Source organism: Variovorax sp. 10L421 (genome assembly GCF_056395365.1).
In genome coordinates, this window is the sequence record NZ_JBFTJJ010000005.1 from 107,387 (window position 1) to 127,684 (window position 20,298).

General features: G+C 63.7%; 20 protein-coding genes and 1 tRNA gene. 7 read left to right on the forward strand and 14 right to left on the reverse strand.

What is annotated here, in order from left to right; all coding sequences use genetic code 11:
• Positions 1-3 precede the first annotated feature (3 nt).
• Together AC1DFC_RS10220 and AC1DFC_RS10225 are read left to right on the forward strand one after the other, a co-directional pair.
• Positions 4-846: a hypothetical protein gene (locus AC1DFC_RS10220; protein ID WP_478179171.1), complete on the forward strand. Its 843-nt coding sequence runs from the start codon at positions 4-6 to the stop codon at positions 844-846.
• A 553-nt stretch (positions 847-1,399) separates the two neighbouring features.
• Positions 1,400-1,669, forward strand: a complete 270-nt coding sequence (locus tag AC1DFC_RS10225; RefSeq protein ID WP_478179172.1) for a hypothetical protein — start codon at positions 1,400-1,402, stop codon at positions 1,667-1,669.
• A 443-nt stretch (positions 1,670-2,112) separates the two neighbouring features.
• On the opposite strand, the gene AC1DFC_RS10230 is transcribed toward AC1DFC_RS10225, so the two are convergent.
• From AC1DFC_RS10230 to AC1DFC_RS10250, 5 genes are read right to left on the reverse strand one after another with little or no spacing between them, the layout of a single operon-like run.
• Positions 2,113-2,904 carry an IclR family transcriptional regulator gene (locus AC1DFC_RS10230; RefSeq protein ID WP_478179173.1) on the reverse strand — a complete coding sequence of 264 codons (792 nt, stop codon included), beginning with the start codon at positions 2,902-2,904 and terminating at the stop codon, positions 2,113-2,115.
• Positions 2,905-2,923: 19 nt separating this feature from the next.
• Positions 2,924-3,616: an amino acid ABC transporter permease gene (locus tag AC1DFC_RS10235; RefSeq protein ID WP_478179174.1), complete on the reverse strand. Its 693-nt coding sequence runs from the start codon at positions 3,614-3,616 to the stop codon at positions 2,924-2,926.
• Positions 3,613-4,380, reverse strand: coding sequence for an amino acid ABC transporter permease (locus tag AC1DFC_RS10240; protein WP_478179175.1), 768 nt, complete (start codon positions 4,378-4,380; stop codon positions 3,613-3,615). The genes AC1DFC_RS10235 and AC1DFC_RS10240 overlap by 4 nt, the downstream gene beginning before the upstream one ends.
• A gap of 33 nt (positions 4,381-4,413) precedes the next feature.
• Positions 4,414-5,313, reverse strand: coding sequence for a transporter substrate-binding domain-containing protein (locus AC1DFC_RS10245; protein WP_478179176.1), 900 nt, complete (start codon positions 5,311-5,313; stop codon positions 4,414-4,416).
• 44 nt (positions 5,314-5,357) lie between these two features.
• Positions 5,358-6,536 carry an aminotransferase class V-fold PLP-dependent enzyme gene (locus tag AC1DFC_RS10250; protein WP_478179177.1) on the reverse strand — a complete coding sequence of 393 codons (1,179 nt, stop codon included), beginning with the start codon at positions 6,534-6,536 and terminating at the stop codon, positions 5,358-5,360.
• 658 nt (positions 6,537-7,194) lie between these two features.
• Here AC1DFC_RS10250 and AC1DFC_RS10255 point away from each other — a divergent pair.
• From AC1DFC_RS10255 to AC1DFC_RS10270, 4 genes are all read left to right on the forward strand, one after another.
• Entirely contained in the window at positions 7,195-8,313 is a 1,119-nt protein-coding gene (locus tag AC1DFC_RS10255; protein WP_478179178.1) for an S-(hydroxymethyl)glutathione dehydrogenase/class III alcohol dehydrogenase, read from the forward strand.
• Between the two features lie 3 nt (positions 8,314-8,316).
• Complete coding sequence (fghA, locus tag AC1DFC_RS10260) at positions 8,317-9,177, forward strand: S-formylglutathione hydrolase (protein ID WP_478179179.1); 861 nt, start codon at positions 8,317-8,319, stop codon at positions 9,175-9,177.
• A 28-nt stretch (positions 9,178-9,205) separates the two neighbouring features.
• On the forward strand, positions 9,206-9,814 hold the full coding sequence (locus AC1DFC_RS10265) for a glutathione S-transferase family protein (protein ID WP_478179180.1): 609 nt from the start codon (positions 9,206-9,208) through the stop codon (positions 9,812-9,814).
• 242 nt (positions 9,815-10,056) lie between these two features.
• Positions 10,057-11,109 carry an asparaginase gene (locus AC1DFC_RS10270; RefSeq protein ID WP_478179181.1) on the forward strand — a complete coding sequence of 351 codons (1,053 nt, stop codon included), beginning with the start codon at positions 10,057-10,059 and terminating at the stop codon, positions 11,107-11,109.
• A 1,066-nt stretch (positions 11,110-12,175) separates the two neighbouring features.
• Here AC1DFC_RS10270 and AC1DFC_RS10275 read toward each other — a convergent pair.
• The 9 genes from AC1DFC_RS10275 to AC1DFC_RS10315 all read right to left on the reverse strand — a co-directional run bounded on the left by AC1DFC_RS10275 (position 12,176) and on the right by AC1DFC_RS10315 (position 18,831).
• Entirely contained in the window at positions 12,176-12,697 is a 522-nt protein-coding gene (locus AC1DFC_RS10275; protein ID WP_478179182.1) for a hypothetical protein, read from the reverse strand.
• Complete coding sequence (locus AC1DFC_RS10280; RefSeq protein ID WP_478179183.1) at positions 12,697-13,890, reverse strand: AAA family ATPase; 1,194 nt, start codon at positions 13,888-13,890, stop codon at positions 12,697-12,699. The genes AC1DFC_RS10275 and AC1DFC_RS10280 overlap by 1 nt, the downstream gene beginning before the upstream one ends.
• A complete protein-coding gene (locus AC1DFC_RS10285) occupies positions 13,887-14,297 on the reverse strand; it encodes a hypothetical protein (protein ID WP_478179184.1) in 411 nt (136 codons plus the stop codon). The genes AC1DFC_RS10280 and AC1DFC_RS10285 overlap by 4 nt, the downstream gene beginning before the upstream one ends.
• Positions 14,284-14,868, reverse strand: a complete 585-nt coding sequence (locus AC1DFC_RS10290; RefSeq protein ID WP_478179185.1) for a hypothetical protein — start codon at positions 14,866-14,868, stop codon at positions 14,284-14,286. The genes AC1DFC_RS10285 and AC1DFC_RS10290 overlap by 14 nt, the downstream gene beginning before the upstream one ends.
• A 49-nt stretch (positions 14,869-14,917) precedes the next feature.
• Positions 14,918-15,253: a helix-turn-helix transcriptional regulator gene (locus AC1DFC_RS10295; RefSeq protein ID WP_478179186.1), complete on the reverse strand. Its 336-nt coding sequence runs from the start codon at positions 15,251-15,253 to the stop codon at positions 14,918-14,920.
• Positions 15,254-15,441: 188 nt separating this feature from the next.
• Positions 15,442-16,155 (reverse strand): hypothetical protein, encoded by a 714-nt coding sequence (locus tag AC1DFC_RS10300; protein ID WP_478179187.1) that lies wholly within the window; start codon positions 16,153-16,155, stop codon positions 15,442-15,444.
• A 478-nt stretch (positions 16,156-16,633) separates the two neighbouring features.
• Positions 16,634-17,863 (reverse strand): tyrosine-type recombinase/integrase, encoded by a 1,230-nt coding sequence (locus AC1DFC_RS10305; RefSeq protein WP_478179188.1) that lies wholly within the window; start codon positions 17,861-17,863, stop codon positions 16,634-16,636.
• 175 nt (positions 17,864-18,038) lie between these two features.
• A tRNA-Arg gene (locus AC1DFC_RS10310) sits at positions 18,039-18,113 on the reverse strand.
• 43 nt (positions 18,114-18,156) lie between these two features.
• Positions 18,157-18,831, reverse strand: a complete 675-nt coding sequence (locus AC1DFC_RS10315) for a TetR family transcriptional regulator (RefSeq protein WP_042674111.1) — start codon at positions 18,829-18,831, stop codon at positions 18,157-18,159.
• Between the two features lie 176 nt (positions 18,832-19,007).
• Here AC1DFC_RS10315 and AC1DFC_RS10320 point away from each other — a divergent pair, with 176 nt between their 5' ends.
• Positions 19,008-20,285, forward strand: coding sequence for an efflux RND transporter periplasmic adaptor subunit (locus AC1DFC_RS10320; protein WP_478179189.1), 1,278 nt, complete (start codon positions 19,008-19,010; stop codon positions 20,283-20,285).
• The last annotated feature ends 13 nt before the right edge of the window (positions 20,286-20,298 follow it).

Genomic DNA, 20,298 nt, shown 5'->3' on the forward strand with positions numbered 1-20,298 from the left:
AGCATGCCGTTCCAGGCTGCGTCCAGTGTCGCTATTGGCGAGGACGAAGTGGTCATCGCGCTGGGGTATGGAGTCCTCGGCACTCATTTGGGCGTTGCGATCCAAGGCGAGGATGGCGCTCCTATCGTCATGCATTTGGCCTTCCACCGACTCTTTCGTAAGGACGCCTACCCGGGTCAGCCCGGGCAATGGTCGGCAGCAATCGTGCCGCTGCCGCCTGTGGCTTCTGCGTCGGTCGTGGCGATTCTTCGCGCTCTCGGGGACCAGTTTCCCGGAAAGGGCGGCGGTGGACCGAATTACGGAATCAATCTGAAGCTCAGCCTGGGGTCGATTCAAGAGGGCGGGTTGTATGTTCCTCCGGAGGGATCCGACGGCCACACCTGCGCCACGATCGTCGCCGATACCTTCAGATCTGCGCGAACTCCGCTTGTGGACCTGAACACTTGGCGTGACTCTGACGAAAACCGGATATGGGGCCAAGCCATCGAGTGCATGCTTTTGGCGTATGCAAAAAAGGAACCAGCCACGCAGGCGTATGGTCAAGCCAAGATCGTTAGAGTCAACAATGAGGGCTTTCGACTGCTTCCGGAGGAGGTCGCCGCTGCCAGCCAATTGCCTCTGGTGCAGAGACCGGCCGCGCAAGCGGCTTTGGCTCAACTCTGCCAGCAGGCGGTTGCCGAAATGCAGCAGGCATGCACGGAGCCGCCGGAAGGTGGAATCTTCGCCAAATGCGTGAAGCAATACGAAGAGGCACTGGCGCAGCTTGTCGCAAAGAGGGAAGCTGCGACAGAAGTCGAACCTGCTGAGCCTGCCGAGGGGGAGCAGAATCCGGCGGGACTCAAGTGAAGGCAATCTTGCCCGCTCGATCAGAGGGCTCCTGAGACGAGGCCAAGCCAGCAATTGGCGAACCGCTCCACCGAAATTGCGCGGGCATCGAAAGCGGACGTTGGTCCTGACGGCTCGCGTGACCGCGATGAGCCCGAACCAGCCAACTGCGCCGCCTACGTGTCGCCGACTGCGGTAGCCGCGCTGGTAGCCCGGAATGAAGATGCCTTCGACCAGAAGGCGTTGATTAGCCTGACGAACAGTTGCGCCGCCATAGTTTGTCCTTCGTCCTCTTTTTTCGTGGTGAACCACGAACGACTGTACCGGCACTGGGGCCGAATTTTGCGCAGCGCTACGTCGGGCTATTGGCAAACTGATCGTGCTGTGCTCATCGGCCGGTCCAGCCGCGCCACACGCCGTAGACGCCGACTAGTCCCATCGCCCTGTCCCGCCTGGCTGGCGCATGTACTCCTCGGTCTGAGTAAATCGCGATCCGAACCGTGAGCCCTTCGAGGCTCTTTTCCATGGGATATGCTGCGCGGCGCAACGCAATCTTTGAGCTTGGAGTGAATCGATGGAAGATGTGAAAATCCTTCAGATCATGCCCGCTGAAGGGTGGGTCGCTGTATACGACGGCGGCGATGAAGGGGAAATGGAAGAGCCGCTGACCTGTTTTGCGCTGGTGCAAGTCGACTACAAAAATGGCGATGGCCTCCAGACAGAAGTACGCGGGATGGCGCCCGACGAAAAGCTCATGGCGTTCGTGGAAGATGCTACAAACTTTGTGACGGTTCGCCGCGTTGAAGAAGCCGAAAACGAAGAGGAAGATGAGGCCGCCGAGTAGATTTTCCTTGGCAGGGCCGGCAAGCCTAAGAGGTAACTACAAACGGACCCCTCGAGGTCCGTTTGTCGATCAAAGCCGAGGAGTCAGACAGAGGATGTCTGCACCCAGGGTCAAATTGCTTGCGATCGCTTGACCTGTGCGGCCGCCGCTCAAACTTTCGACAGCGGTGAGTCCTTGACCGCATCGATGACGAAAGCCTAAGTATGAAGAGCGACAGCGGTCGGCATCGAGGCGGTTCCCTGAGCGGCTTTTTTCTCCCTGGCCTCTACCAGCGCCGAACCACTGTCGAGAGGCAGTGTGCGTGACCCAAGTGAAATCGGAGTGAAGTCCGTGCAGGAGTTCCGTGAAACGATACTCGCCGTCTTGTTTCGTGCAACTGCTACCCCCTGATGCGGCCAGTCAGAGTTGACGCTTGAACGACACAGCCTGCTACCGACAAGATCTCATCGGGGCTGGATCGCCCGCCTGATCCGATCCGCGTATGTCGTCAGTATCGGCACCATCGCCACGACGTCCTCCAGCGTGCGCCTGCTCTTCGGCGCAGAGATCGTGAGCGCCGCCACGACCTGACCATCCGTGTTCTGTATGGGTACTGCGGCACCGACGACGCCTGCGATGTACTCGGACTCGTTGGCTGCGTAGCCCTGGCTCTTCACTTTCCGAAGGCGCTCGAGAAGCACTTTCGGCTCGGTCACGGTCTTGGGTGTCAGCGGCTCCCAAGGACCGGAAGCCATGAACTTGGCGAGTTCGTCCGGCGGCAGTGCGGCAAGGAAGATCTGTCCGCTGGACGTGCAATGAAGCGGCGCCTTCTGCCCGGCCTGGAACTGGAGCGTGAGGGGAGACTGCCCCATGACGCTCGCGATGTACTCGACCTCGCCGAAAGACATCAACGCCAGGCCGCAGGTCTCGCCGGTCTTTTGCGCAACGGCCGTCAGCAGCGCCTGGATCGGCGCGTAGACGATTGTGGAGCTTAGGATCGACGTCGCCAGTCCAACCAGTTTGGGCGCGACGGCGTATTTGCCCTTGACCGGCATCTTCTGGAGAAACTGAAGCTCCTCCAGCGTGGCGATCATGCGGTGTGCCGTCGGCCTGGGCAGGTCGAGGAGATAGACGATGTCGGCGGCGGAGATCATGCCCATCTTCGCCGCCAGGTTGAGGACCGCAAACAGCCGCTCGACAGGCGTTCCCACAACGGCTGTCGAAGCCTTCTTCGCTTTCTTGGTCGTCGTGCTCATGGCCGCATTATTCAGATCTCTATCGACGTCCTGGAACTGCATAGCGATTCTTCAGAATGGCCACGAGCTGCGACGTCAGCGAGGAAAGCACCATGTAGATCACGGCGACCGCCAGGTACATCTCGACGAGACGTCCATCACGCTGGGCGATCTTCGAGGCGGCTCCCAGCAGATCGGTGACCGACAGCACGTAGACCAGCGACGTATCCTGAAACAGGATGATCGTCTGCGTGAGCAGTATCGGGCTGACGACACGCAGCACCTGCGGCAGGATGATCAGTCGATAGGTCTGCCAGGTCGACATCCCCAGCGCCTTGCACGCACCGTACTGACCCTTTGCCATCGACTTGAACCCCGCGCGAATGATCTCGGCGTAGTACGCGGCCTCGAACAGCGTGAACGTCACGAAGGCCGTCCACACAGGTCCGATCTGCACCGGTCTCGAGGCTCCGGTCATCCACATCAGCACGAGCGGCATCAGGAAGAAGAACCAGAAGAGCACCATGATCAGGGGCACCGAGCGGATCAGCGTGATGTACGCGCTTGCGAGTTGGGACGCGACCGGAACTTCAAGGTGCCTCACAAGAGCGAGGCCGATACCGAGCAACAGGCCGCCGAGAAAGCCGACCGCGGTGAGCTTCAGCGAGAACACCAGCCCGTCGAGCAGGAACGGATAGGCCTGCGCGATCACGGAAAAGTCGAAGTGGTTCATGGCTTGGCTGCCTCCTTTCGCATCGGAAAGAAGCGGCGTCTCGCGATCGTGGGCTCCGTGCCGGGCGTGCGAAGGCGCTTTTCCAGGCCATGCATGACTGCATAGACGGAGAGTGCGAGCAGCAGATAAAGGATGGTTGCCGCGCCGAAGGCCTGGAACGTCTTGAAGGTGAACTCGTTGATCTGTCGAGCCTGGGCGGTGAGCTCAAGAAGCCCGATGGTCAGTGCCACCGACGTGTTCTTGAAGATGCCCATCACCTCGCTGGTCAGCGTCGGCATGATGATGCGCAGCGCCTGCGGAAGCAGGATGGTGCGATACAGCTCCAGTTCGGTCATGCCCAGTGCCTTGGCTGCCGATCGCTGACCGTAGGGCAACGCTTCGATCCCCGCCTTGACCTGCTCTGCCACGCGAGCACCGGTGTAGAGCGAAAGCGCAATCAACGCGGGAAAAAAGGCTCCCCAGGGCGGCACCATCTTCTTCATCGCATTGCCGAGGTCAGGCGGCAGCAGTTCCGGCAGCACGAAGTACCAGAGGAACATCTGGACGATGATGGGGATATTGCGGAAAACCTCGACGTAGAGCCGCGCGGCCAGCGCGATCGCCCGGTTGGAGGACGTCCGGCCACAGCCGACCAGCACCCCCAGGACGAAGGCAACACACCAACCCACCAGCGCCAGGGCGACCGTCCAGGCCAAGCCATTGAGCAGCCAGGCGAGATACAGCTCCTCGCCGTCCTGGACTGTCTCGAAAAGAACTTCGAACACATCGAGCTCCGGTCAGTTTCAGGTGGTGGTGCTTCAGTCGATCCGGTCGCTGGGCGCCTTGATTCGCTCCTTCAGCTTCTCCGTCATCGGAAAGGCCAGACTCACGTTGCGCGGCGGGATCGGCGCCTCGAACCACTTCTTGTAGAGCTTGTCGTACTCGCCGCTCTTCATGAGGTTGCCGATCACGCCGTCGACGAGGGCCTTGAACGTCGGGTCGTCCTTGCGCAGCATCAGGCCGTAGTAGATATTGTCGAAGCCGCCGGGCATGAGGGCAAACGACGCCGAGTTGCGTGAGTTCGCCTTCTCGCCCGCCAGCAGGATGTCGTCCTCGAGCCAAGCGACGGCACGGTTGCTGTCGAGCGTGAGCATCGACTCGCCATGGTCCTTGGCCGCGATCGTCATCAGCGCCATCTTCTGCTCTTCGTTGAACTTGCGTGCGAAGCCGACGGCGTTGGATCCTTGCGTGACCACGATGGTCTTGCCCTTGAGGTCCGCCGGACTCTTCACGCCGGAGTCCACGCGCACCAGCCAGAGCGGCTGGCTGACGAAGGTAGCCACGGAAAAGGCGACCTGCTTCTGCCGCGCAGCGTTGTTCGCGGTGCCGCCGCACTCGATGTCGACGGTGCCGTTGACGACCAGCGGGATGCGGTTCGACGAGTTGACGGCCACCTGCTTGACTTCCAGCTTGGGCATGCTCAGCTGCTGCTTCACCTTGTCCACAACGGCCGCGCACAGGTCCATCGAGATGCCGACGGGCTTCTGCTGGCTGTCCAGGAACGAGAACGGCACGGACGACTCGCGGTAGCCGAGCGTGATCGCCCCAGTTTCCTTGATCTTCTGCAGCGTATCTCCGCCGGTCTGGGCGAAGCTGGGCATGTTCGCGGCCAGCAGGCATGCGGCTGCAAGGGTGAGAGACGACGACTTCGGGTTCATGAAGATTCTCCTGCGGTCAATAAAGAAAAAAAAGCGGATGGCAATCAGTCGACCTGGGTTGCCGCGGTCGGGTGGGCGCTGCGGTTCAAGCGCTGCTGGATCAGCGATACGACCTGGTCGACGTCCTCGGAGGTGTTGAAGAGGCCGAAGGAGATGCGAATGCCACCGCGCTCGGGTGATACGCGAACCTGGTTCTGCGTGAAGTAGTCCAGCCACTCGGCGACCGGCAGATCCAGCACGTAGATGTGTGCGCGGCTGGCACGGGTGCGTGGACCGACGAGGCGCACACCGAGCCTTTCAAGATGTGCGATCAAGCGGTCGCCCAGCTCGAGCACATGCGCTTCGATGCGCTCGACGCCGGTCTTTCGGATGAGGTCGATCGAGCTGGACAAGGCATGCAGATCGGGAAGGTTGTAGTTGCCGAACTCGAAGCGCCCCGCATCCTTGCGCGGCGCCAGATCGTCGGGCCGCGCGATGTAGTCCTCGGGGGGATTCGCCAGGCTGCTCATCGCAAGGTAGGCCGGTTGCAACTCATCCAGGCCGGCCTTCACGTAGAGAATTCCCAGGCCCTGAGGCACGAGCAGACCCTTGTGGCAGCCGGCAGCCAGCACGGACACGCCCAGCTTCCTGACGTCGACCGGAAGCACGCCGACAGACTGCATCACGTCGACGACCAGGTAGATGCCCTTCTGGGCGCACAGCCGGCCGATGCTGGCGATGTCGTGCCGCTGGCCCGCATGGAAGGTCACGTGCGACAACGAGATGACCTTGGTCCTGGCGTCGATGAAGGGCTCGAAGGTTTCCGCGGTCGCGATTTCATCGTCTGCCACCTTCAAGAAGCGCACCTGCACGCCCTTGCGCTTCAGGTTGAGCCAGGCATAGGCATTGTTCGGATGGTCGCCCTCGAGCATCAGGACGGTGTCCCCGTCCGCAAGCGGAACGGCATTCGCTGCGATGTTGAGGCCCTCGGAGGTGTTCTTCGTGAAGGCGATCTCGCTGGGCGATGCATTCAGCAGCGCCGCGACGTCCTCCCGGGCGCGCTCGACGCGGCGCATCCACACCGGCTTCGGGCCGGCCATTTCGTTGCCTTCCGCGAGAAATTCGGAAAGCGCCTGGCGTACGCAGGTTGCCATGGGTGTCTGGTGCGCGGAGTCCAGGTAGAGCATCCGCTTGGTGACCGGAAATTCCTGGCGGATGGAATCAATTTCGAGAATGGCGGACATGGTTTCCTCAGTTCATCAATCATTGCCCCGATGTGGGGCGGCGGGTGCACGGAACGCATGACCACCGTGTGACGTGAATCGATGCGACGGTGTCATCCTAGGAGTACCTTCGAGTCACCACGTCTCGATATTCGGCCATATCGAAGGCCGGACTCGTGAGGAAAAGTACGGGTAGTTCGCTCCGAAAGTAGCGTCCGGATTTCGAGACGAAATTTCGTCGCGAGCAGCCTGGTTCAGGTTCTTTCATACGCTGTTCGCAGGGTTTTAGAGCGTTGAACGAGGGTGCTCGACCCCAAGACGGCGCCCTCGCAGGAGTCAACTCCTCGCACCATGCCGGGGCGACGCCCGAACAGGAATCGGCTCTCGTTTTTTTTGCGTTGCACTTTTCGGACGCGCATCCGACCAGGGCGCTGCACGGGCGAACACGATGAAAGAGGCGCCTTGCGAGAGCTTGCTCACCGGGCTGCTGCGTATCGAAATCTGAACACACCCAGTCGGCGCAGAGACATACCATCCGCCGCGCTCTGCAACTGCAGGGCCTCATGGTCGGACTGCTGCAGCGCCACGCACTTCGAGGCTCGCAGCCCGCTATCCATCACGAGACAGACATACGTCGCCGCGCAGTCCCGGCGATTGAACCTTGAGGAACCTTGACCCCATGAAAACCAAAGCCGCCGTCGCCTGGAAATCCGGAGCCCCCCTCACCATCGAAACCGTGGACCTCGAAGGCCCGAAGTTCGGCGAGGTGCTGGTCGAGATCAAGGCCACCGGCATCTGCCACACCGACTACTACACGCTCTCGGGCGCCGACCCCGAAGGCATCTTCCCCGCGATCCTCGGCCATGAAGGCGCGGGCATCGTGGTCGATGTCGGCCCCGGCGTCACCACGCTGAAAAAGGGCGACCACGTCATTCCGCTCTACACCCCCGAGTGTCGCCAGTGCAAGTTCTGCCTCTCGCGCAAGACCAACCTCTGCCAGCTGATCCGCGGCACGCAGGGCAAGGGCCTGATGCCCGACGCCACCTCGCGCTTCAGCCTCGACGGCAAGCCGATCTTCCACTACATGGGCACCTCGACCTTCAGCAACTACACGGTCGCCCCCGAGATCTCGCTGGCCAAGATCCGCGAAGACGCCCCCTTCGATAAGGTCTGCTACATCGGCTGCGGCGTCACCACCGGCATCGGCGCGGTGATCTTCACGGCCAAGGTGGAAGCCGGCGCCAACGTGGTGGTGTTCGGCCTGGGCGGCATCGGCCTGAACGTGATCCAGGGCGCGAAGATGGTGGGCGCCGACAAGATCATCGGCGTCGACCTGAACCCCGAGCGCGAGGCCATGGCCCGCAAGTTCGGCATGACGCACTTCATCAACCCGAAGCAACTTGAGGCAGCTGGCGAGAACGTCGTCGATGCCATCGTGCAGCTGACCGACGGCGGCGCCGACTACAGCTTCGAGTGCATCGGCAACACGAAGGTGATGCGCCAGGCGCTCGAATGCACGCACAAGGGCTGGGGCCGCAGCATCATCATCGGCGTGGCCGAAGCGGGTGCCGAGATCAGCACGCGCCCGTTCCAGCTGGTCACCGGCCGCAAATGGGAAGGCTCGGCCTTCGGCGGCGCGCGCGGGCGCACCGACGTGCCGAAGATCGTCGACTGGTACATGGAAGGCAAGATCAACATCGACGACCTGATCACGCACACCATGCCGCTGGAGGACATCAACAAGGGCTTCGACCTCATGAAACGCGGCGAGTCGATCCGCGGCGTGGTGCTGTACTGAGCGATGAGTTTCACGCTCGCCTCGGAGCACGTCTGCCATGGCGGCGTTCAGCGCTTCTATGAGCACGTGTCATTCACCATCGGCCTGCCGATGCGTTTCTCGGTCTTCCTGCCGCAGGCCTGCGCACTCGAGAAGGTCCCGGCACTGCTCTACCTGGCCGGCCTGACCTGCACGGAAGAAACCTTTCCCACCAAGGGCGGGGCGCAACGCCTGGCTGCGGAACTGGGGATGGCCCTCATCGCGCCCGACACCAGCCCGCGCGGCGCTGACGTCGCCGGCGAATCCGAGAGCTGGGATTTCGGCGTTGGTGCCGGGTTCTACCTGGATGCCACACAGGAGCCCTGGGCAAGGCACTGGCGCATGGAAAGCTATCTGGTGGCGGAGTTGCTGCCAGGCATCACCGACAGGCTGCCGATCGACCGCGATCGGCTGGGCATCTTCGGCCACTCCATGGGAGGGCATGGCGCCCTTACGCTGGCCATGAGGCATCCCGGGATATTTCGATCGGTGTCGGCATTCGCGCCCATTTGCGCGCCATCAGAAGTGCCGTGGGGCAAGAAGGCTTTTACCGGCTACCTCGGAGACGACCTGGCGGCATGGCGCGAGCACGATGCCTGTGCGCTCATGCAGCGCCAGGCTGCCGCACCGTGGCCCGAGGGCGTGCTCGTCGATCAAGGTCTGCTCGACAAATTCCTGATCGATCAGTTGCACCCGCATCGCTTCGAGGCGGCCTGCGCCAAGGTCGGTCAGTCGCTGACGCTTCGCAAGCATGTGGGCTATGACCACGGCTACTTCTTCGTCCAGACCTTCATGGCGGACCACCTCCGCCATCACCACCGCATCCTCAGTTCCAGCCGGAGCTGAATGCTTTCCCCCTCCCAAGGAGACAACCGTGCCCAAACTCTACGACTGCGACATTTCCGGCAGCTGCTACAAAATTCGTCTGTTTCTGAACATCCTCGGGGTCGCGTACGACGCCATTCCCGTGGACTTCGTCAACAAGGAGCACAAGACCGCGCCCTACCTGGCGCTCAACCCGTTCGGCGAGATCCCGATCTTCGAAGATGGCGAGTTGCGCCTGCGGGACGCTCAGGCCATCCTGGTCTACATCGCGGGCAGGTACGACAAGGCGCGTCAATGGTTCCCGGAAGATGCTGCCTCACAGGGCAAGATCGCGCAGTGGCTTTCCACGGGCGGCGGCGAGGTGATGAACGCTGCAGGTGCTCGCCTCGTGAAGGTGCTCAACTATCCGCTCGACATCGACAAGCTGCACGCCGGCGCCAACAGGGTGTTCAAGATCATGGATGACCATCTGGCCAGTCGTCAGTTCCTCGAAATGGATCACCCCACCATTGCCGACATCGCATGCTTTCCCTATACCGCGCTTGCCGGTGAAGGCGGTATCGACCTGAGCGCCTACAAGAACGTGTTGGCGTGGATCGAGCGCATCAAGCGTCTGCCCGGGTTCATCCCGATGCCAGGAATACCTGCCGCGGCCTGACGTCGAGGAGCGCGCGCGCCCGCGCTCCAATGACTTTTCCGGCGATGGCAGGCCTGAAGACACGTCTTTATGCATCGAATTTCGGACGCTTCAATTGAACGACAAGAGGGCGCGCAACAGCACGCCCTTTCTCAATTGAGTACTCCGAAAGCGCCCGAAATCCGGACGCCGCAAGGTGCATTGCGCATGACCATTGCATCGCTCTCTCAGGATAAAAGTTCCATCAACCCTTGAGGTGCCCCATGATTTCCAAAGTCCTCCAAGCTGCAGCACTTTCGTTGAGCGTTCTTCTCTCAAGTGCTCCAGCGCTGGCGCAACAGGCAATACCGCAGCCGAACGTCGTGGTGATCGCCACAGGCGGCACGATTGCGCAAACCGACTCAAAGGAAGCGAAGCTTCTTGTCGATCAACTCATCGATGCGGTTCCCCAGATCCGCTCGGTCGCCAAGGTCTCGGCAGAGCAGCTCTTCCAGGTCTCGAGTCCGGACATCACCGTCGAGAACTGGTTGACCCTGGCCAAGCGCATCAATCAGCTCCTGGCCCGCGACGACGTCCAGGGTGTTGTTGTCACGCATGGCACCGACACCATGGAGGAGACGGCATATTTCCTCGATCTTGTTGTGAAGAGCAGCAAACCCGTGGTTCTCGTGGGTTCGATGCGTGGTTCGAAAAGTCCGAGTGCAGATGGACCGGCGAACCTGCTCAACGCAGTGATCATCGCAAGCAGCGCAGACGCAAAGGGAAAGGGTGTACTCGTCACCCTGAACGACCGTATCCTGGCCGCGCGAGACGTGACCAAGACGAACACCTTCACCTTAGACACATTCGTCAGCCCTGATTTCGGAGCTCTGGGATACGTCCAGGCAGGCCGTGCCAGGTTCTATCGCGAACCGATTCGCAAACACACGATCGGCACCGAATTCGATGTTGCCGCGCTGAGCTCGCTGCCCAAGGTGTCCATCGTGTACAGCTTTGTCGGTGTAGAGCCGCCTTCGCTGACAGACACGGTGAATGCCAAGGTCAAGGGGGTCGTCTATGCCGGCACTGGCAACGGCAGCGTCCCGAAGGCAATGCAACCTGCCGCGCTCAGCCTTGTCAAAGCTGGGCTACCGTTTGTGCGAGCTGCACGAGTCAATGGCGGTATCGTCGAGCGTAACGGCGAACACAACGATGATCAGATGGGGTTCGTTACGGCCGACTCGCTCAATCCGCAGAAGGCGCGGATCCTACTAATGCTTGCGCTCACCAAAACAACAGACGTACAAATCATTCAACGAATGTTCGAGACGTATTGATCGCTCCAGTCCAACGGACTGTTCTGCGGCGGACAGTTAGCAAACTGATCGTGCTCAGCCGTCGCGGTCCTTGCGGCCAAGCCAAAAGCCATAGATGGCCACGGCGACGATGAGGACCACCGCCCTGAGGATCAGCCATTCGAGCACACCCATAGCGACTGGACAGTACTACAGGCCGGTTGATCCAGGACCCCCTCGCGAGTTTTTCAGCGGGTTGGATGCGCTACGCCTCGATGGGTTTTGGCAGTTTGTGCACAGCATAAAAAAGGATTAGCGCGTCGATTCGCAGGCATCAGAAATGCCTCTCAGCGACCGAATCGCCGCCTTGGCACATGCATGAGCAGGACAAGCATGCGATCCCTTCGCTCATGGTGTCCTCCCTCTGTAGCGGTAAAGCCGGTATCAAACGCCGCGAGAGCGGGCCAACTCGGCGGGCCTCGGTGAAGGGCCGCATGTCGTGCGTGGACTCGGGCCCATGAAACCGATTGAAGGGTGCGCTGCAACCCGCACGGATGCAGGGATGACCCACGTCCTGCCGACCTTGCGGTCCCGTTTGTACCCCTGCGTTGCAGTTGGTGCCTCTCGCGCCAGCGACGATGAGGAGCCGCCCGTGCGCCCGGTCCGGTCGCTCACGACATGATGACAACGTTCCCAAGCGCGTCCGACAAAGCGCTCATGTGCAGCCCACTGCCGAACGTTCCCGTGGGGCAGCCCCCGAAACACATCAACGAGAACGCACCTTCGGCATGTTGGTGGGCGGCGGCGCGTCTTGCGGAATCATGTGCGGACTGCATCGGTTCACCGCTGGATCATCCACGGCTTTCAGCCAACCGTATTCCCCGCCCGTAAAGAGGTGGACCGCGGCGATTACTTTTCGTGCCCTGTGAAAAGGGGGGTGACCCCTGTATGGAGAGAGGCCTACGGGCGCGAGCCTGTCGAAGCAGGCCGCTGCCTTCTTGCAGGCCATTCGGGCCGCCTAACAAGTTGATCCGCCGCGAGCTGAGCCTGGGACAAAGCTGCGTTTACGAAGCCGCGGCGCTCTATGCCAAGCGTACACAAGGGAGTTCTAGGTTCGCGGAGTGTTGTATGCGGCAACATCCTCCTCCGTCCGCCATGCGTCGAACGCGGCGCATCGCTGGGGCAACGCCAGCAGGCTGGCCGGCAGAGCCTGGGTGCCCACGCTTGCGCGCTGCCACGCGCCGCAGCGCCGGCCGCTCAGGTGTTCGCACTCCAGGCACAGCCGACGGTCATCGCCGTCTCGATCACGAAGCACCAGCTTGTCAGCCAGCGCTTCAGCTTCGATCAGGGAGAGCCCCTGGTCGGTGAACCTCGCCAGGCGCACGGTGAAACAGTCGAGCTCGGTGCCGTTCATCGCGCCTGAAGACGGCCAGCACCAGCGGTCGGGATCAGCCCCGGGGGCGTTCTCGCCCGCCAGCCAGCACATCAGCTCCGCCTTGCTGGCACGGATCAGTTCGCGCAATTCGGCCGTGAGAGCGCTCGCTGGCGTCACCTTCAAGGCCTGGCCGGTCGCTGTCAGGGACAGGCCGGCGGCGCAGAGGACATCGACTACGTCCTGCACCGGCGGCATCAGAACACCTCCGCATCTTCGGCGCCAGCGGCACCATTCAGGCGGCTGGGAGCCGCAATCGGCTCATGTTGCTCAACTTGCTCAACGTTTGAATGTTGAGCAAGTTGAGCAAGTTGGGTGCGCGACGTGGGCAGTTTCCAGTACCAGACCCCGCCGGCGCCTCTGGTCTTGACGACCCCCAGCGCATCACCCGCCCGCTTTACCGATGCCCAGGACACGCTCGCGCTGGTGGCCTCCGCCTTCACCTTGTTGGTGGGCGTCGGGCCGTCGGCCAGAACCTGCCGCAGGAAGTCGGCCGCAGCTTCGACTGCGCTTTTGCCTTCCGCGCCACCATCATCGCCCGGGTCGGTGAACAGCTCCCGCGCAGTGCCGGCGACTTGTTTCCCCCATGCGATCCGGCTGGCCTGAATTCCGGGCAGAGCCTCGGTTTGCTCGATGCGGTACTCGAAGCCACCGTCATCCGGTCCGATGTTGGACTTGCCCCGCGCCAGGATCCGGAGGTCCTCGCCGTCGTCGCTTTTCACCTTGGCGGCCACCAGCACGACACGGGCCACGGCCGTGAAGGCGATCGATCCCACGACGCGGCTGGCGGGATCGGTGCCGGCCCCGGCCTTGCTGAAATGACTGATGCCCAAGACGGTTGCATCGAGTCGGCTCGCGAGGTCGACCAGCGGCTGCAGCGCGCGGCGCACCTCGGTGTTCTTGTGGCTGTCACCGGCCACGGCGGAAACGACAGGATCGACGATCAGCAGCTTCACACCGCCGACGGCGCGAGCCTCTCGTTCCAGCGCGTCCATGTCGCTCGCCGGGTCGAAGGGGCCCACCTCGCCACCGATCCGGGTGCCGCGCACAAAGTAGCAGCGCTTGCGATCGCCCCCGGCAGCGATCAGTCGTGGCAGGAGCGTGTCCGCGGGATCATCTTCGCCGCTCCAGATCAGCACATTTCCGGCAGCACACGGGGCGCCATCGGGCCAGCGTCCTCCGCTGGTGACGATCGCCGCGATGGCGATGGCGATCGAGGTCTTGCCCTGGCCCGGCGCTCCCGCAAGGATGTGCAGCTTGCCGAGCGCCAGCCACCAGAGCCACAGCCACCGGACTGCCTCGGGCGTCAGATCGGCACCGTTGACGAGCACCACGCCATCGAGCTCCGTCACCGGGGGCATGCCTGCCCATACTGAGGCGTGGAGGCTCATTTGGTCCTCCGCGCAAGTTCGATGCGTTGCTTGGCGAGGTGCTCTCGGGCCGCGTCGGTCTCGCCGATAGCTTTGCCCTTCGCGCGGTCGGACGCGATGAAGTAGAGGATCTCTTGCTCGAACTTGATCGCCGCGTGCAGCGCCGCGCGGGTGACGCCGGGCGCCGGCGGGGGGCGGCGCGGCTTGCCGTTCGCGGGGAACAGGTCGGCCATCGTCAGCCCGAGGGCGGCGACCACCTCCTGGGGAGGGCAGCCCGCAAAGCAGTTCAGCAGGACGCGGCCGTCCTCGCCTTCCTTGATCGACAGCGAGGGGCTTCCATCCTCATGCGCCGGGCAGCGTGCAGTGAAACCACGGCCCGAGGGCTTGACGGATTCGAGCCGCTGCAGGAAGTGGTTAATCGGCGGCATGGCTGCCACCCATGGTGTTCAGCTGCAGGAAGCGCTCTGCAGCATCGAGGCTGGGCAGGGTCTCGATGAGGCGACCCATGCACATCACTTGATAGCTGGTTTGGTAGCCGTCCACTTTCTTGGACAGCAGCGCACAGCCGGCCTGTGCGAAACGCACCGCCAGATCCCCGAAGCGCTTCTGCTGGGGGGCGATCTCGCTGCGAAGCACGGTGACCGCCACCTCGGACATGAGGCCCTGATGCAGGGCGCGTTCGAGGAAGCGGCAGAAGATCTTCAGCGTGTAGCCTTGCATCGACGACACCGTGCTCGCCAGCTCGTCTTCAGGAACCAGCTCGCCCGAGCGCATGTGCTTGAGGTAGACCATGGCGCAGCGCCGGCCCTGGTTGTATTGCTTCCGCATGGCTTGCTCCACCATCCGGAGCCCCTGATGCAGCGTCTTCAGCGCTTGCTCCGGGTTGAAGTCGCGCAGAGAATCGCGTTGCTCTTTCGTATCTTGACTCTTGAAGCCCTGCGCCGCGCCAACGGCCGGGGCTTCGTTCTTGGTGGGTTTCAGGTCGGCCGCGGGCGGCACGGAGGGGCCCGGCGCTTGCGCGCCGCTTTTGCGATGTGAGGCCATGGCGTTACGCCTCCGCCTGGGCCGACAGCCAAGCCGTCACGTCGCCAGCGCGCCAGCGGGTGCAGCGCGCGCCGAAGCGCACCGGCAGGGGAAAAGCGCCGAGCGCCAGCTTGCGATAAATCGTCGCTGCGGAGAACCCCGTCAGAGCCGACACCGTGCGCATGACCAGCAGGGCTTCGGCGATCTGCGCCACGTGCAGCGGCTGCGGGTTGACGGTGCCGCGCTTGCGGCGAGGCGGGTGCGGGTCGACGTGGCCGCGCTTGGCGCCGGGGGGCAGCGGCTTGGTGGTGCTGTGCTTGGAGCGGACGGCCTGCGGCTTGGTGATCGGTGCGGCTTGCATGAGCGCCTCCATGAATGAACAGGAGGCAATCATCGGAAGTCCGCGACGCCAGCATAAGGGGGAAGGTTCACAAAACCCTACCCCCCTTTGCAAGCAGAAAGGGGGTAGGTTCGAGGCCTAAAGGGGGTAGGTTTATTCCCCCGCATCACCGCATCGCGAGCAACGGCGCGGGTTCCGGTGGGGGGTAGTTATTCGGTCGGAGTCTTCGGAGCGCCACCGCTGCGTACGTAATTGGCAACCTTACTGCACGCCTCAATGCCCGATTCGCTCAGCGCGTAGTCGCCGGCGTGTTTGCGCAGCCACTGCTCGATCCCCGCTTTCACGGATTTACCCGGGACGACCTTGGCGTGCCGCCAGGCCATGATGACCGCAGCGATCCAGGGCGAGTAGCGCTGGTGATTCTTGTCGAGATAGTCCGGCACGTCGGCAGCCTGCCGCGCCTCCGGAAAGAAGAACCCGCTCCTGACGTCCTGCGTCGACAGCCACTTGCGCAGCGCCGTCACCTCCACCGTCGTCATGTTCCAGTCCGGCTCTGCCCGGTAGATCACCTTGCGCAATTTCGCGGTCCGCCAAGGAGGATCTCCGAAAGGACCGGACGATTCGAGCTCGGCAGAGTAGTCCGGATAAATCTCGACGATTTTCGCAAGGTGCTCTCCAACTCCGGGTTCTTCGTCCCAGCCGCGGTGCCATGCACTGCGACGGATCGCCGCGTCGAGCCTGCCGTTCAGGATGGCCTTCGTCAGCGCACTCTTTGCCGAGACGTAGGCCGGCGGCTGCTCGTGCGTCTTCCAGCTATCGCAATTCGCTCCCACCTCGCTGCTCGGGTCAATGCCCACCATCAGCAGTGCTGCTTGAACGACGCTCAGGTCGGTGCTCGAGCGCCAATGTTCCAGTGAATCCATGCGTATTTCTCCGTGTTTCAAATTAAAGAAAGAAAGGAAAAAACCCCCGCGCTGGAGCCGGCAAGGACCGGCTCCAGGTGATCAGGCACGACGCGCAGAGGCCGCACGGGGTCACGCGTGAACACGCTCACCCGCGCCCTGATCGCAGGCGATCGAGGTGGGGGGCCCAGGACGTCATCCGCTGGCGGCAAGGGGCGATGTAGACGCCGCGGTGGTCGGTCATGCCGAGGGAGACGAACCTCCCAGGGGCGGCGGGAATCGTCCAGCGCGCGGTCCTGGAACGAGGGGTGGCCTCCCCCGAGGCGTGGAGGGGGTGGGCCCCCCCCTGGACAGCGGCACGGACAGAGCGGTGGGCGCGCAGGTGGCGCGCTGCCCTGGATGGGCGTCGAGGGCTCGCATCAATGCGCCGGCCCGCACGCCGCGTGGACGGCCGTCATGTGCTTCACCATGTGCGCCACCTCGACGGGCTGGAAGAGTGTCATCGGGCGGCGATCCGGGTGAGGGGCACGATGTCGGCCCCGATGCGCAGCTTGTCCAGGTAGTCGGCCCAGCGCTGCATCATGTCCCGGCGGGCCGGGAGGTGTGCGGTGCGGTTGTAGGCCCGGCCGTTCGGGTCCTTGACCGTGTGCGCGAGCTGGTGCTCGATCAGGTCGGGGCGCTCGCCCAGCACCTCGTCCATGATGGTGCGGGCCATGGCCCGGAACCCGTGGGCGGTCATCACCTCCTTGGCGTAGCCCATGCCGCGCAGCGCGGCGTTGATGGTGTTCTCGCTCATGCAGCGCTCGCCGGTGCGGATGCTGGGGAACACGTAGCGGCCGTGCCCGCTGAAGGGCTGCAGGGCGCGCAGGACCTCCACGGCCTGGCGCGACAGCGGCACGAGGTGCTCGACCTTCATCTTCATCCGGGAGGCCGGGAGACGCCACTCGGCGGCGTCCAGGTCGATCTCGGCCCACTCCGCGGCCCGCAGCTCGCCGGGGCGCACGAACACCAGCGGCGTGAGCTTCAAGGCGGCCACGGCCGTCGGGTGCCCGCCGTAGGCATGGAGCGAGCGCAGGAGCTGGCCGACCTGCCGGGGCTCGGTGATCGCCGCGTAGTTGGTCTTTTCCACCGCCACCAGCGCGCCGCGCAGGTCGGCCGTCACGTCACGGTCCACCAAGCCGACCGCCACCGCGTAGCGGAACACCTGCGAGCAGATCTGCACGGTGCGGTGCGCGCTTTCGTGGATGCCACGCGCCTCCATGCGGCGGGCGACCCTGTCGAGGACGTCCTTCGCGCGGATGGTCGACACGGGCAACTTGCCGATGAACGGAAAGACATCCTTCTCGAGCCAGCTGGTGACCTTGGCCTGGGTGACGGCGGCGCGCTTGTTCGCCGTCTTGGTGAGCCAGTCGCGGGCGACCTTCTCGAAGGTGTTCGCGGCCGCGTCGGCCTTGCGCTGCTTGTCCTCGCGCTTGGCGACACCGGGATCGATGCCGTCCGCCAGCCGCGTCCTGGCCTCGGCCCGCCGTTCACGGGCCTTGGCCAGGGTGACATCGGGGTAGACCCCGAGGGCCAGGGTCTTCTGCCTCCCGGCGAAGCGGTAGCTCAGCCGCCAGTACTTTCCGGTCGCGGTGACGTGCAGGTACAGGCCGCCTCCGTCCGCGTACTTCTCCCCGCTGGCCGCGCCCAGGGGCTTGAGCTGCCTGACGCGGGTGTCGGTGAGTGTCATCGCCGCCCTCCTGTTGGTATCTGGCTTTCGGGCTTTCCGAGATACCAACAAAAATGTTGGTATTTCTCTGCGATGACATGCTACGCCGTGACACGTCGTGGGGCAAAGAAAAACCCGCTACGCTGGGGAAACGTGCGGGTTTTGAGGCTTTGTGAGACGTTGTGATCTCAGTGTCTGGTCCCGCCGCCAGGAATCGAACCTGGATCTCAGCCTTCGGAGGGCCGAATTCTATCCGTTGAAATACAGCGAGGAATCTGGGCTCCGGCAGAACCGGAGCCACGCATTATCGCCCATCAGACGGCGACTTCTTCAGCTTCGTTTCCGATGCCCGCCGCCAAGTTCCGCGCAAAGCCCAGTCCGGCCAGGTAAACGTTGAAGGTGCGCCGGCCGGTGGGCACCAGGTCGAAGGCGGTGGGGTCGAGCAGCCAGTTCTGGATGAGCCCGCTGATCAGCGCGTGCAGGCCCTGGGCCGCCACGTCGCCGGGCACGGGCAGCTTGATGTGGTCGCGCCGCGCGGCCAGGCGCAGGGCTTTTTCGAAATCGCTCACGCAGGCGTTGCGCGCGCTCAGGTGGCGCTGCTGCACCGAGGCCATGTCGTGGGTGTATTCGACCTTGTGGGTGGCCACGTCGAACACGCGGCGCACCTGGGGGTCGGTGGTCATGAGGGTGAGCGCGTGCACCATGCCCTCCTCTATTTCGGCCAGGGGGTCGTCGTCAATGCCCACGGCCGCGGCGGCGGCCCGGGGGCCGGCCTCCAGCGGGAGGATGACGCGCTCCATCATCGCGTTGAAGAGGGCGGCCTTGTCCTTGAAGTGCCAATAGATGGCGCCGCGGGTGGCTCCGGCCTGCTGCGCAATCTGCTGCAGCGAGGTCTGCGAGACGCCTTGCGCCTGAAACAGCAGCTCCGCGGCATCGAGCAAGCGATTCCGCGTGGCCAGTGCCTCTTCCTTCGTACGACGTGCCACCAAGTCTCCCAATTTGCAAAGCCAAGCCCTTTCCGATTCGTGGGGCCATTCGATGCTGTCACTATACATCCATGAATGTATGTAAACTACCGGGCTTCCCCGATGGCCCGGCTGTTTATGCTGGCTTTCTGTTCGCTCCGCGAACGCGCCATCTCCCGTCTTTGCTTCAAAGGATTCGCATGCCTCTCCTGCATGTTTCGCGTCAATCTTCGTTCTCGCCGCGCCTCGCGATCGTGGCCGCTGCTGTGGTGTTGGTGCTCGCGGCCTGTTCCAAGGGCGATGCGCCGGCCGGCCCGGGTGGCGGTGCCGGCGGCGGCGCCCGCCCCGCGCCAGAGGTGGGGGTGGTGGTTGCCACACCGGGCGACGTGGGCCTGGTGACCGAACTGCCGGGCCGGCTCGAAGCCTCGCGCGTGGCGCAGGTTCGCGCCCGCGCCTCGGGCATCCTGCTGAAGCGCGAATTCCGCGAAGGCAGCGACGTGAAGGCCGGCCAGCTGCTGTTCCGCATCGACCCGGCGCCGCTGGTGGCCGCTTCGCAGAACGCCCAGGCCACGCTGGCGCGCGCCGAGGCCAACGCGGTGCAGGCCAAGGCCCTGGCGGACCGCTACAAGCCGCTGGTCGAGGCCAACGCGGTGAGCAAGCAGGAATACGCAACGGCCGTGGCCTCGCAGAAAACGGCCGAAGCCGACGTGGCCGCCGGGCGCGCCGCGGTGCAGACGGCCAAGATCAACCTCGGCTATGCCGACGTGACCTCGCCCATCGCGGGCCGCATCGGCCGCGCCCTCGTCACCGAAGGTGCGCTGGTGGGCCAGGGCGACGCCACCGAGCTCGCGGTGGTGCAGCAGATCAACCCGCTGTACGTGAACTTCACGCAGTCGGCCTCCGACGCGATGAAGCTGCGCCGCGCGGTGGCCGCCGGCCAGTACAAGCGCGCGAGCGGCGAGGACGCCGCGAGCATCCGCGTGGTGCTGGAAGACGGCAGCGACTACCCGCTGGAAGGCAAGCTGCTGTTCTCCGACCTCACGGTCGACTCCACCACCGGCCAGGTCACGCTGCGCGCCGAAGTGCCCAATCCCAAGGGCGAACTGCTGCCCGGCCTGTATGTGCGGGTGAAGCTCGAACAGGCGCAGGCCACCAACGCGATCACGCTGCCGCAGCAGGCCGTCACGCGCACCCAGCAGGGCGACACGGTGTCGGTGGTCGACAAGGACGGCAAGATCAGCAAGCGCACCGTGAAGATCAGCGCCGCCAAGGACAACCAGTGGGTGGTGCTCGATGGCCTGAAGGCCGGTGAGCAGGTGATGGTCGACGGCTTCCAGAAGCTGCAGATGATGCCGCCCGGCACGCCGGTGAAGGCAGTGCCGTGGACCAAACCCAACCCGAATGCCGCAGCCGCGCCCGCCGCTGCGGGGGCCGCACCGGCGGCGGCTGCCGCGGCCGAGAAGACCGACAAGAAGTAATCAGGAAAGCGCC